Consider the following 13,352-nt stretch of genomic DNA (forward strand, 5'->3'; position numbering starts at 1 on the left):
ACTCTGCCGAGCAGGGTTCTGCCGACAACACCAAGGCTGACCGATGACCGTTTTCTGGCTTGCCGCCGGAGTGCTGCTGCTGGCAGCGCTCGCCGTTGTGCTGATTCCGCTGCTGCGTGGCCGTCGTGCCCAGGCCGAGGAAGACCGCACCGCCCTCAACGTCGCCCTCTATCAGGAGCGCATCGCCGAGCTGGAGGCCCAGCACGCCGCCGGCGCGCTGGATGCCGCCCAGCTGGATGCCGGCCGCAGTGAGGCCGCCCGCGAACTGCTGGCCGACGCCGAGCAGGCCGAAGGCGCGCGTCGCGTGCTGGGCCGCTGGCTGCCGCTGGTCATGGCCCTGCTGGTGCCGCTGGCCGGTCTCGGTCTGTACCTGCACTGGGGCGCCAGCGATGCGCTCAAACTGCGCGGCGAGCTGGCCACCGCGCCGCAGAACATCGAGGAAATGACCGCGCGCCTGGAGGAGACGGTCCGCCTGCAGCCGGATCAGGCCGAAGCCTGGTACTTCCTCGGTCGCACCTACATGGCCCAGCAGCGTCCCCAGGACGCCGCTAAGGCCTTTGCCCGTGCCGCCGAGGTGGCTGGTCGCCAGCCGGAGCTGCTCGGCCAGTGGGCGCAGGCGCTGTACTTCGCCGAAGGGCAGAAGTTCACCGCCCAGGTGCGCAGCCTCAGCGAGGAAGCCCTCAAACTCGATCCGGAGGAGGTCACCACCCTCGGCCTGCTTGGCATCGCCGCTTTCGAGGAGCAGCGCTACGCCGACGCCATGGGCTACTGGCAGCGCCTGGTGGCGGTGCTGGAGCCGACCGATCCGTCGCGCGAGGCCATCCAGGGCGGCATCGAGCGCGCCCGCGAGCAACTGGCCGCCCGTGGCGAGCAGGCGCCCGAGACGCCGGCCGCGGCGGCGGCAGTCGAACTCAAGGTCAAGGTCAGTCTGGCCCCGCAGCTGGCCGACAAGGTGCAGCCGGACGACAGTCTGTTCATCTTCGCCCGCGCCGCCGCCGGCCCGCCGATGCCGCTGGCGGCCAAGCGCCTGAAGGTCTCCGACCTGCCGGTGGAGGTCAGCCTGTCCGACAGCGATGCGATGATGCCGCAGCTCAAGCTGTCCAACTTCGCCGAGATCCAGCTGGTGGCGCGCATCTCCCGCGCCGGCAGCCCGATGGCCGGCGAGTGGATCGGCCAGAGCGCGGTGCTGAAGACCGCCGAGGCGGGTGAGCAGGTGCTGGTGATCGATCGGGCCGAGCAGCCGTAACGCGGCCATCCGCTCCGCCCGTTGCGCCGGGTGGGGCGGGCGTTTCCCGGGCGCGGCTGCTCAGCCGCGATCCCTCAGCCTTCGCGCCGATGCCGCGACACCCCGGCGACGAAGGTTTCCTGCACCACGCGGTCGTCGCCTAGGGTCAGCAGCACGGCCAGCCGTTCGGCCAGGCTCTGCGCCTGCTGCAGGCGGAACTGCAGCAGCGGCGTGGCATTCCAGTCCAGCACCACGAAGTCGGCCTCGTGACCGGGGGCCAGGCTGCCGATTCGTCCGTCCAGGCCCAGGGCGCGGGCGCCGCCCAGGGTGGCCAGGTACAGCGCCTTGAACGGATCGAGGCTGCGGCCCTGCAGCTGTTCGACCTTGTAGGCCTCGTTGAGGGTCTGCAGCAGCGAGAAGCTGGTGCCGGCGCCGATGTCGCTGCCGATGCCGACCTTGAGTCCCAGCCGCTCGGCGCGGCCGAGATCGAACAGGCCGCTGCCGAGAAACAGGTTGGAGGTGGGGCAGAAGGCCACCGCCGCGCCGCTGGCGGCCAGCTGCCGGCAGTCCTGCTCGCCGAGGTGGATGGCGTGGGCGAACAGTGAGCGCGGGCCGACCAGGCCGTGGTGGGCGTAGACATCCAGGTAGCTGGAGCGCTCGGGGAACAGCGAACGCACCCAGCTGACTTCCCGGCGGTTCTCGGCCAGATGGGTGTGCAGGTGCACGCCGGGGTGCTCGCGCAGCAGGCGTCCGGCCAGGTGCAGCTGTTCGTCGCTGCAGCTGCCGGCAAAGCGCGGCGTCACCGCGTAGCCCAGGCGGCCCTTGCCATGCCAGCGCTCGATCAGCGCCTGGCTCTGTTCGTAGCCGCTGGCCGGCGTGTCGCACAGCGCCGGCGGGGCGTTGCGGTCCATCAGCACCTTGCCGCAGAGCATGCGCAGGTCCAGTTCGGCAGCCACGGCGAAGAAGGCGTCCACCGATTCGGGATGCACCGTGGGAAACACCAGCGCGCTGGTGGTGCCGTTGCGCAGCAACTCGCCGATGAAGAAGCGCGCCACCTGCTCGGCGTAGTCGCGGTCGGCGAAGCGCAGCTCGGTCGGATAGGTGTGGCGGCTGAGCCAGTCGAGCAGCTGCTCGCCGCCGGCGCCGACGATGCCGGTCTGCGGGTAGTGGATGTGGGTGTCGATGAAGCCGGGGGTGATCAGCGCATCGGGCCAGTGGCGCACCGCGACCGTCGGCGCCAGCCCCGGCAGCAGTTCGGCCGCCGGCCCCAGGGCGCGAATGCGACCGTCCGCGACCAGCAGCAGGCCATCCTCGAGATGGCGGTAGCTGGCGGCGACCCCGACGCTGGCGGGATCGTCCAGGCTGTAGAGCAGGGCGGCGCGGTAGGCGTGGAGCTGATCGGACATGTCGACGGGCTTCCTTGTGAACGCGGACACGGTGTTGCGCGGGCGGATCGCTAGGCTTGCAACAAGTGCTGCGCTGCGCTGTCTGATTGATATCATCGTCATCTTGAAGTGACCGGGATTGCCTGAGCCTTCATCCCCCGCGGCTCTATCCCCACCGACTCGAGAGCGATGGCGTGCCAACCACCGCAGATCACAGGGTTGTCCACCATCAATGTTCAAGCAGGCTACGGCCTGTTGTGGAGGCTAGCAAATGAGGCGCTTCGCTGTTGGGATACTGATCGCCCTGATCCTGCCGCTGACAGGCTGCACCATTGCGGCGGGGGATGGCGGTTATCACGATTACCCGCGCTACGGCGGGCACTATCCGCCGCCGTCCCATGGTCACTGGCGCTGGGATGACGACCTGCGCGTGTATATCAACGTGGGTTACCCGTATCTCTACTACCACGACCACACCTATTACCGCTGGCACGACAATCACTGGTCGTCGGGGCCGCGTTTCAATGGTCCCTGGCGGGTGGTCGAGCACCGTCATGTGCCGTCGCGGCTGGGACAGCACCATCGTCCGAGCCAACGCTACTACGATGACCGCCGCGCTCCCGACCGGTATCGGCACAATCGGGATGATCGTTCGGATCGCCGCGACTATCGTGATCAGCGCGAGCAACGTGACCATCGCGACCGGCGGGATTATCGCGGGCAGAGTGAGCTGGAGCGGCGTCGCGAGGCGCTGCATGGCCGCTCCGACGATCGCCGCGATCTTCGCCAGGGGCAGCAATGGCAGCAGCCGCGCTTCGAGCGTCAGGATCGGCAGGTTCAACAGCGGCGTTTCGAGCAGCGGCGCCAGCAGGACGAGCAGCGCTTCGACGGGCGTCAGCAGCCGCAGTGGCAGCGGCCCCGGGAGGAACGTCGCGCACAGGAGTGGCGTGATGAGCGGCGCCAGGAGTCGCGTCAGCTTCAACAGCGCAGCGAGCCCCGCCAGCGTAGCGAGCGGCGCGCGGTGACGCAGTCGAACCGGCAGGACGGCGGCCGTGAGCGGCACAGCCAGTCGCGCCCGCAACAGGAGCGGCAGGGCGGGCGGCAAGGGGAGGGGCGCGGCGAACGCTGATCCCTCTGTGGCAGACCCGGCTCGGAACAGCAAGCAGTAAGCAACAAGGCGCAGCGACGCCGGTCGCCGCGCCTTGTTGCGTTCAGTCCCCGCCCCGTTTCGGGAACAGCGGGTTGCCGCAGCGACTGCAGAAGCTGGCTCCGGTCTCGTGGCTTGGCTTGGCGCAGGTCGGGCAGCGGTGCTGCAGGCCGCCACTGCCGGTGCGCATGGCGTTGGCCAGTTCGGCGGTGAAGATGCCGGTAGGCACGGCGATGATCGAGTAGCCGGTGATCATGATCAGGGTGGCCAGGCCCTGGCCCAGCGGGGTCTTCGGCGTGATGTCGCCGAAGCCCACGGTGGTCAGGGTCACCACCGCCCAGTAGATGCTGGTGGGGATGCTGGTGAAGCCGTTTCCCGGCCCTTCGATCACGTACATCAGGGTGCCGAACACGGTGACCAGGGTGCTCACGCTGAGCAGGAAGACGATGATCTTCTGCCGGCTGCCGCGCAGGGCCACCAGCAGGAAGTTGGCCTGGGTCAGGTACTGCGTCAGCTTGAGCACGCGGAACACCCGCAGCATGCGCAGCACGCGGACGATGATCAGGTACTGGGCGTCGGCGAAGAGCAGCGCGAGGATGCCGGGCAGAACGGCGAGCAGGTCGATCAGCCCGTAGAAGCTGAAGGCGTAGCGCAGCGGCTTCGGCGCGCAATACAGGCGCAGCAGGTACTCGGTTGCGAACAGGGCGGTGAAGCTCCATTCGAGCAGCGACAGTTGTGTGCGGTACTGTTCGCGGACCGGCGCGACGCTGTCGAGCATCACCACCACCAGGCTGGCGAGGATGGTCAGCAGCAGAAGCTCGTCGAAGCGGCGTCCGGCCAGCGTGTCGCTGTGGAAGATGATCACGTACAGGCGTTCGCGCCAGCTCTGCGGGGTGGTGTGTGTCATGCGGGTTCCTGGGCGCGTGCCGCAGCCGGGCGGCGGTCCATGTTCGTTTTGTCCATGGTAGCGGCCTTTGCACGGCCTGTTCGAGTCCTTGCGTGATGCCGGCAGCAAACCGCGCCGGGGCTGTCCGTGCCGGCAAAACCCTGTGATAGACTGCCGCGCCGCGCAACCCGTGACAGACTTCCGCCCATGATTTTCCAGTCCGCCAGCGGAGCCTCGCCGATCCTCCCTTGCCCGCAGCCGGAGCAGCCCGCGCTGCCGTCGAGTTGCGCCCGGAGGTCCGTCCCATGCGTCTGAAGTGCATCCGCCTGGCCGGCTTCAAGTCGTTCGTCGACCCGACCACGGTGAGCTTCCCGAGCAACATGGCGGCGGTGGTCGGTCCCAACGGATGCGGCAAGTCCAACATCATCGACGCCGTGCGCTGGGTGATGGGCGAGAGTTCGGCGAAGAACCTCCGCGGTGAGTCGATGACCGACGTCATCTTCAACGGCTCCAACACCCGCAAGCCGGTCAGCCAGGCGTCCATCGAGCTGGTGTTCGACAACAGCGACGGCAGCCTGCTCGGCGAGTATGCGGCCTACAGCGAAATCTCCATCCGCCGCCGGGTGACCCGCGACGGGCAGAACACCTACTTCCTCAACGGCACCAAGTGCCGGCGCCGCGACATCACCGACATCTTCCTCGGCACCGGCCTCGGTCCGCGCAGCTACTCGATCATCGAGCAGGGGATGATCTCCAAGCTGATCGAGGCCAAGCCCGAGGATCTGCGGAACTTCATCGAGGAAGCAGCGGGCATCTCCAAGTACAAGGAGCGCCGCCGCGAGACCGAGAGCCGCATCCGCCGCACCCAGGAAAATCTCGAGCGGCTGGCCGACCTGCGCCAGGAACTGGAGCGCCAGCTCGAGCGCCTGCAGCGCCAGGCCCAGGCGGCGGAAAAGTACCAGCAGTACAAGGCCGAGGAGCGCCAGCTCAAGTCCCAGTTGGCCGCCCTGCGCTGGCTGGCGCTGGACGAGCTGGCGCGCCAGCGCCAGGCGGTGATCGGCGACCAGGAAGTGGCCATGGAGGCGCTGATCGCCGAGCAGCGCAATGCCGATGCCGGCATCGAGCGCCTGCGTGACGGTCATCACGAGCTGTCGGAAGCCTTCAACCAGGTGCAGGCGCGCTTCTACTCGGTGGGTGGCGACATCGCCCGCATCGAGCAGAGCATCCAGCATGGCCAGCAGCGCCTGCGCCAGCTGCAGGACGACCTGCGCGAAGCCGAGCGGGCGCGCGAGGAAACCGCAGCCCACCTGGGCAACGACCGCGCCCTGCTCGCCAGTCTGGCCGAGGAGCTGGAGCTGCTCGAGCCCGAGCAGGAGCTGGCGCAGGCCACCGCCGAGGAAGGCGTCGCCGGACTCGAGAGTGCGGAAAGCGCCATGCACGCCTGGCAGGAGCAGTGGGACAGCTTCAACCAGCGCAGCGCCGAACCGCGGCGCCAGGCCGAGGTGCAGCAGGCGCGCATCCAGCAGCTGGAGCAGAGCCTGGAGCGCCTGGTCGAGCGCCAGCGCCGCCTCGAGGACGAGCGCCGCCAGTTGACCGACGATCCTGCCGCGGCGCAGATGGAGGAGCTCGCCGAGCAGCTGGCCGAGGGCGAGCTGGCGCTGGAAAGCCTGCAGGCGGGCGAGGAGCAGCTGGCCGAGCGCCTGCAGCAGCTGCGCGACGAGTTGCAGCAGGCCGGTCGCGAGCAGCAGCAGGCGCAGGGCGAACTGCAGCGCCTGAACGGGCGCATTGCCTCGCTGGAGGCGCTGCAGCAGGCGGCACTGGACCCCGGGGCCGGCGTGGCCGAGTGGCTGCGCGCGCAGCAACTGAGCGAACACCCGCGCCTGGCCGACGGTCTGCGCGTCGAACCGGGTTGGGAACTGGCGGTGGAAACCGTGCTCGGCACCGATCTGCAGGCGGTGCTGCTCGACGATTTTGCCGACCTTGCCTTGGGCGACTTCGCCCAGGGCGAGCTGCGCCTGGCCTGCGCCGGCGCCAGCGTGGCCCGTTCGGCCGCCAGCCTGCTGGACAAGGTGCAGGCGCCGGTCGATCTCGCCCCCTGGCTGGCGCGCGTGCGCGCGGTCGAATCGCTGGACGAGGCGCTGGCGGCGCGCGCCGCTCTGGCCGAGGGCGACAGCCTGATCAGTCGCGACGGCTACTGGGTCGGCCGGCATTTCCTGCGTGTGCGTCGCGCCAGCGAGGCGCAAAGCGGCCTGCTGGCGCGCGGCCAGGAACTGGAGCGCCTGGCGGCCGAGCGCGAGGAGCTGGAGGCGCTGCTTGCCGCGCTGGAAGAGCGCCTGCAGCAGCTGCGCGAGCAGCAGAACAGCGAGGAGGAGGCGCGCGAGCAGCAACGCCGGCGCATCCAGGAAGAGAGCCGCCGGCAGGCCGAACTCAAGGCCCGGCTGTCGGCCAATCAGGCGCGCCACGAGCAGCTGGCCCTGCGCCGGCGCCGTCTCGAGGAGGAACTGGCCGAGCAGGCCGAGCAGCGCGCCCTGGAAGTGGAGCAGCTCGGCGAATCGCGCCTGTACTTGCAGGATGCGCTGGACGCCATGGCCAGCGACACCGAGCAGCGCGAGCAGCTGCTGGCCAGCCGCGACGCGCTGCGCGAGCGCCTCGACCGCGTGCGTCAGGAAGCCCGCCAGCACAAGGATCACGCCCATCAGCTGGCCGTGCGCATCGGCTCGCTGCGCGCCCAGCATGACTCCACCCGCCAGGCGCTGGAGCGCCTGGAGCTGCAGTCGGCGCGTCTGGTCGAGCGCTGCGAGCAGCTCAGTCTCAACCTCGAGGAGGGCGACGAGCCGCTGCTCGAGCAGCGCCTGCGCCTCGAGGAGCTGCTCGAGCGGCGCCTGCAGGTGGACGAGGAAATGCGTCTGGCGCGCCTGGCCCTGGACGACGCCGACCGCGAGCTGCGTGAGACCGAAAAGCGCCGTGGCGCGGCGGAGCAGCAGGCGCAGCTGTTGCGTGGCCAGCTCGAGCAGCAGCGGCTCGACTGGCAAACCCTCAGCGTGCGGCGCAAGACCCTCGAGGACCAGTTGCTGGAAGACGGCTACGACCTGCCGACGGTGCTGGCCAACCTGCCCGAGGCGGCCGTCGAGCGCGAGTGGGAAAGTCAGCTGGAGCAACTGGCCGCGCGCATCCAGCGCCTCGGTCCGATCAACCTGGCGGCGATTGACGAATACCAGCAACAGTCCGAGCGCAAGCGTTATCTGGATGCACAGAACGACGATCTGGTCGAGGCGCTGGAAACCCTGGAAAACGTCATCCGCAAGATCGACAAGGAAACCCGTAATCGCTTCAAGGACACCTTCGAGCAGATCAATGCCGGTCTGCAGGCGCTGTTCCCCAAGGTATTCGGCGGCGGTCAGGCCTATCTGGAACTTACCGGCGAAGATCTACTCGATACAGGGGTGGCGATCATGGCGCGCCCGCCCGGCAAGAAGAACAGCACTATTCATCTGCTGTCCGGCGGCGAGAAGGCGCTCACTGCGCTAGCCTTGGTGTTCGCGATCTTCCAGCTCAATCCGGCGCCGTTCTGCATGCTCGATGAAGTTGATGCGCCACTGGACGACGCCAACGTTGGCCGTTATGCCCGGCTGGTCAAGGAAATGTCGGAGAAGGTGCAATTCATTTACATCACCCACAACAAGATCGCCATGGAAATGGCCGATCAGTTGATGGGGGTGACCATGCATGAGCCCGGTTGTTCGCGGCTGGTTGCGGTGAATGTGGAAGAAGCGGTGGCGCTGGCGGAGGCCTGACAAGACTGACGGTGTATAGTTTGTGTCGGCATGTTAATTTATGAGCTATTACAAGCTGCTCCGGTATATAAACGGGTCGAACCGGCTTGGAGCGGCTGTGCAATCAATTGATATACCCGGATTCTGATTAGGGGAATGTGTCTTTCATGGACATCGGTTTGCGCGAATGGCTGATCGTCATCGGTATCATGGTGATCGGCGGTATCCTGTTCGATGGCTGGCGCCGCATGCGCGGGAGCAAGGGGCGCCTGAAGCTCAAGCTCGACCGCAACGCCGCCAACCTGGCGGACGACGGCGACGACACGGAGCTGCTGGGGCCCTCTCGCGTGGTCAGCAAGCACCAGGAGCCTTCGCTGGACGAGCATGACCTGCCCGCGGCGGCCCTGCGCAGCCCGCGGCGCGCCGAACCGCTGGCCGACGATCTCGACCTCGAGCTGGACGAGCCGCTCGCCGCTTCCGAGCGCATGAGCTCCGGCGACGAGCACGGCGCGGAGCCGCGCAGCAAGAGCAAGGACAAGCCGCGCGAGAAGACCGCAGACAAGGTCGTCGAGAAAGCCGGCGAAAAGGTGGCGGAAAAGGGCGGCGACAGGGCTGCTGCCAGCGTCAAGCCGGCTGCCGCGCCGCGCGACGTGCCGAAGCCGCAGGAAGTGCTGGTGATCAACGTGGTCGCTCGCGATCCCCATGGCTTCCGTGGCCAGGCGCTGCTGCAGAGCATTCTGGAAAGCGGCCTGCGCTTTGGCGACATGGACATCTTCCATCGCCACGAGAGCATGGCCGGCAACGGCGAGGTGCTGTTCTCCATGGCCAACGGGGTCATGCCCGGCACCTTCGATCTGGACAATATCGATACCTTCACCACCCGCGCGGTCAGCTTCTTCCTCGGCCTGCCGGGGCCGCGGCATCCCAAGCAGGCCTTCGACCTGATGGTGGCGGCGGCGCGCAAGCTGTCCCATGAGCTGGATGGCGAGCTGAAGGACGAGCAGCGCAGCGTGATGACGGCGCAGACCATCGAGCATTACCGTCAGCGCATCGTCGAGTTCGAGCGCCGGGCGCTGATGCACAAGCGCTGAACAGTTGATCCAGAAAGCAGTCCTGCGCGTGGCGCAGGGCTGCTTTTTTGTTTTCACGGAATAGCCCCATGACCAGTACTGCCGCCCAGCGCATCGAACAACTGCGCGTCGCCATCAACGAGCACAACTACCGCTACTACGTGCTCGACGAGCCGAGCGTGCCGGATGCCGAATACGATCGCCTGTTCAGGGAGCTGAGGACGCTGGAGGAGGCGCATCCCGAGCTGGTCAGCAGCGACTCGCCGACCCAGCGCGTCGGTGCCGAGGCGCTCAGTGCGTTCGGCCAGGTGCGCCACGAGATACCCATGCTCAGCCTCGGCAACGCGTTCGCGGAGGACGACCTGCGCGACTTCGACCGCCGCGTGCGCGAAGGGCTCGGCGAGCTGCTGCCGGCCGGCGACCTGTCAGGCGACCTGTTCGGTGCCGGCGCCGATGTCGAGTACGCCTGCGAGCCCAAGCTCGACGGCCTGGCGGTCAGCCTGCGCTACGAAAACGGCGTGCTGGTGCGTGGCGCCACCCGCGGCGACGGCACTACCGGCGAGGACATCAGCAGCAACGTGCGCACCGTGCGCAACATTCCGCTGCGTCTGCACGGCGAGGGCTGGCCGCGCCTGCTGGAAGTGCGTGGCGAGGTGTTCATGTCGCGCGCCGGCTTCGAGGCGCTGAATGCACGGGCCATCGAGGCCGGCGGCAAGACCTTCGCCAATCCGCGCAATGCCGCTGCCGGCAGCCTGCGCCAGCTCGATCCGAAGGTGACGGCTAGCCGCCCGCTGGAGTTCTGTTCCTACGGGGTCGGTCAGTTCGAGGGTGAGCTGCCGGGCACCCACACCGGCGTGCTCGAGGCCCTCAGGGGCTGGGGGCTGCCGATCAGTCACGAGCTGCAGCTGGCCCATGGCGTCGAGGAGGCGCTGGGCTACTACCGGGCGATCGGCGCCAAGCGCGACAGCCTGGCCTACGAGATCGACGGCGTGGTGTTCAAGGTCAACCGCCTCGACTGGCAGCGCGAGCTGGGCTTTCGCGCCCGCGAGCCGCGCTGGGCCATCGCCCACAAGTTTCCCGCCCAGGAGGAGCTGACCGAGCTGCTCGACGTCGAGTTCCAGGTCGGCCGTACCGGCGCGGTCACCCCGGTGGCGCGCCTGCGCCCGGTGCAGGTGGCCGGCGTGACGGTGGCCAACGCCACCCTGCACAACATGGACGAGGTGGCGCGCCTGGGGCTGATGATCGGCGATACGGTGATCATTCGCCGCGCCGGCGACGTGATTCCCCAGGTGATGCAGGTGGTGCTCGAGCGCCGTCCGGCCGACGCACGGCCGGTGGCGATTCCGCACAGCTGCCCGGTATGCGGCTCGCACGTCGAGCGTACCCAGCTGGTCAAGCGGAGCAAGGGCAAGGCCTCGCTCAGCGAGGGCTCGATCTACCGCTGCGTCGGTCGCCTGAGCTGCCAGGCGCAGCTCAAGCAGGCGATCATCCACTTCGTCTCGCGGCGCGCGATGGACATCGACGGTCTGGGAGACAAGATCGTCGAGCAGCTGGTCGACGTGGGGCTGGTCAAGTCGCCCGCCGATCTCTACACCCTGACCTTCGAGCAGGTGGTGGGCCTGGAGGGCTTCGCCGAGCTGTCCACCCGCAACCTGCTGGCAGCCATTGAGGCCAGCAAGCGGCCGGCGCTGGCACGCTTCATCTTCGCTCTCGGCATTCCCGACGTCGGCGAGGAAACCGCCAAGCTGCTGGCCCGTGCCCTCGGTTCGCTGGCGCGCATCGCGGCGGCGCTGCCGGAAGTGCTGACCTGGTTGCCGGACGTCGGCCTGGAGGTCGCCCACGAGATCCACAGCTTCTTCGAGGACGAACACAACCGCACGGTGATCGCCCAGTTGCTCGAGCGCGGCCTGGTGTTGCAGGAAGAGGGTGAGCTACACGCCGAGTTCGCCGCCTGTGCGACCCTTGCCGAGCTGCTCAACAAGCTGAACATTGCCGGGATCGCCGCCACCGGAGCGAAGAACCTGGCCGAAGCGGCCGGAAGCCTCGAAGGGGTGATCGCCCTCAGCCAGGACTGGCTGAGTCTGAGCGTGACCAAGGGCCTCAGCGAGAAGGCCCGTCAGGGCCTGCGCGAGTTCTTCGCCGTGCCGGCCAATGTCGACAAGGCGCGTGCCATCGAGGCGCAGCTGCGCGAGTTCGGCATGCACTGGCAGAGCGAGAAGAAGGCGGTCGCCGGCCTGCCGCTGGCCGGGCAGACCTGGGTGCTGACCGGCACCCTGGAGGCGCTGAGCCGCGACGAGGGCAAGGCGAAACTGGAAGCGCTGGGCGCCAAGGTCGCCGGCTCAGTGTCGGCCAAGACCCACTGCGTGGTCGCCGGCCCCGGCGCCGGCTCCAAGCTGGCCAAGGCCGGCGAGCTGGGGGTCAGGGTGCTGGACGAGCAGGCGTTTCTCGAGTTGCTGGCGCAGTACGGGGCGACGTAGGCGGCCGCCCAGGAGCAAGAGCTTCGCCGCGAGGTCGCGCCTCCCACAAGGGCAGGGCGCGCGCCGCACCGGTAGGAGGCGCGACCTCGCGGCGATGCGGGCCGCAGGCCCGCCAGAAACCTCGAGCCTCGGCTGTCCAGAAGAGCAGGAGCATGCACTCTGTGCTTTATCGCCATCTTGCTGCCAGAGCACGGCGACTGGCGTATACTTTTGCGCTTTTCTCCAGTTCCGCCCGCGAGTGACGCCAGCCATGGAAATCAATCCGATCCTTAACAGCATCAAGGACCTGACCAGCCGCACCCAGACTATTCGGGGGTATCTTTGACTACGATCAGAAGCATGACCGCCTGACCGAAGTCAATCGCGAGCTGGAAGACCCGAACGTCTGGAACAATCCGGAATATGCGCAGAACCTCGGCCGTGAGCGCGCCCAGCTGGCGCAGATCGTCGAGACCCTCGACGAGCTGGCCAGCGGCCTGGCCGATGCTGGCGACCTGCTGGACATGGCCGTCGAGGAGAACGACGAAGGCGCGGTGAACGACGTCGTCGCCGAGCTCGATCACCTGCGCGAGATCCTCGAGAAGCTCGAGTTCCGCCGCATGTTCCGCGGCGAGATGGACGCCAACAACGCCTATCTCGACATCCAGGCCGGCTCCGGCGGCACCGAGGCCCAGGACTGGGCCAACATGCTGCTGCGCATGTACCTGCGCTGGGCGGCCAAGCACGGTTTCGACACCGAGATCGTCGAGCTGTCCGAGGGCGAAGTCGCCGGCATCAAGAGCGCCACCGTGCACGTCAAGGGCGAGTACGCCTTCGGCTGGCTGCGCACCGAGATCGGCGTGCACCGCCTGGTGCGCAAGAGCCCGTTCGACTCCGGCAACCGTCGCCACACCTCGTTCACCGCGGTGTTCGCCTCGCCGGAAATCGACGACAACATCGAGATCGACATCAATCCGGCCGATCTGCGCACCGACACCTATCGCTCCTCCGGTGCCGGTGGCCAGCACGTGAACACCACCGACTCGGCGGTGCGGATCACCCACATCCCCACCAATACCGTGGTGAGCTGCCAGAACGAGCGCTCCCAGCACGCCAACCGCGACACCGCCATGAAGATGCTGCGGGCCAAGTTGTACGAGCTGGAGGTGCAGAAGCGCAACGCCGCCGCCCAGGCGCTGGAAGACACCAAGTCGGACATCGGCTGGGGGCACCAGATCCGCTCCTACGTGCTCGACCAGTCGCGGATCAAGGATCTGCGTACCGGCATCGAGGAGAGCAACTGCGACGCGGTGCTGGATGGCGATCTGGACGAGTTCATCGAAGCCAGCCTGAAGCAGGGTCTGTAAGACAGCTGCACAGAGCCTGCAATGCACGGCGCCTCCGCTGACC

At 67.9% G+C, this 13,352-nt stretch carries 8 protein-coding genes; 6 read left to right on the forward strand and 2 right to left on the reverse strand.

Features of this window, described 5'->3' with window-relative positions:
- Positions 1–43: 43 nt before the first annotated feature.
- Positions 44–1,246: a c-type cytochrome biogenesis protein CcmI gene (gene ccmI, locus BM297_RS14340; protein ID WP_092432668.1), complete on the forward strand. Its 1,203-nt coding sequence runs from the start codon at positions 44–46 to the stop codon at positions 1,244–1,246.
- Between the two features lie 74 nt (positions 1,247–1,320).
- Here the strand turns inward: ccmI and guaD are convergent, their stop codons facing one another.
- The gene (gene guaD / locus BM297_RS14345) at positions 1,321–2,631 is read right to left on the reverse strand and encodes a guanine deaminase (protein ID WP_092432670.1); all 1,311 of its coding nucleotides are present in this window, start codon (positions 2,629–2,631) and stop codon (positions 1,321–1,323) included.
- A 250-nt stretch (positions 2,632–2,881) separates the two neighbouring features.
- Here guaD and BM297_RS21585 point away from each other — a divergent pair, with 250 nt between their 5' ends.
- Positions 2,882–3,739, forward strand: coding sequence for a hypothetical protein (locus BM297_RS21585; protein WP_139231059.1), 858 nt, complete (start codon positions 2,882–2,884; stop codon positions 3,737–3,739).
- A gap of 82 nt (positions 3,740–3,821) precedes the next feature.
- Here the strand turns inward: BM297_RS21585 and BM297_RS14355 are convergent, their stop codons facing one another.
- Positions 3,822–4,664 carry an ion transporter gene (locus tag BM297_RS14355; RefSeq protein ID WP_092432674.1) on the reverse strand — a complete coding sequence of 281 codons (843 nt, stop codon included), beginning with the start codon at positions 4,662–4,664 and terminating at the stop codon, positions 3,822–3,824.
- A gap of 284 nt (positions 4,665–4,948) precedes the next feature.
- On the opposite strand from BM297_RS14355, the gene smc reads away from it, so the two are divergent.
- The 4 genes from smc to prfB all read left to right on the forward strand — a co-directional run bounded on the left by smc (position 4,949) and on the right by prfB (position 13,309).
- Entirely contained in the window at positions 4,949–8,437 is a 3,489-nt protein-coding gene (gene smc, locus BM297_RS14360) for a chromosome segregation protein SMC (RefSeq protein ID WP_092432676.1), read from the forward strand.
- 146 nt (positions 8,438–8,583) lie between these two features.
- Positions 8,584–9,507, forward strand: coding sequence for a cell division protein ZipA (zipA, locus tag BM297_RS14365; protein WP_092432678.1), 924 nt, complete (start codon positions 8,584–8,586; stop codon positions 9,505–9,507).
- 68 nt (positions 9,508–9,575) lie between these two features.
- Entirely contained in the window at positions 9,576–11,963 is a 2,388-nt protein-coding gene (gene ligA / locus BM297_RS14370) for an NAD-dependent DNA ligase LigA (RefSeq protein WP_092432680.1), read from the forward strand.
- Between the two features lie 250 nt (positions 11,964–12,213).
- A protein-coding gene (gene prfB, locus BM297_RS14375; protein WP_139231060.1) for a peptide chain release factor 2 occupies positions 12,214–13,309 on the forward strand; the annotation gives its coding sequence in 2 pieces (ribosomal slippage) (positions 12,214–12,285 and positions 12,287–13,309; 1,095 coding nt in all).
- Positions 13,310–13,352: the final 43 nt, after the last annotated feature.

Origin of the sequence: Geopseudomonas sagittaria (assembly GCF_900115715.1) — a bacterium.
GTDB classification, from domain to species: domain Bacteria; phylum Pseudomonadota; class Gammaproteobacteria; order Pseudomonadales; family Pseudomonadaceae; genus Geopseudomonas; species Geopseudomonas sagittaria.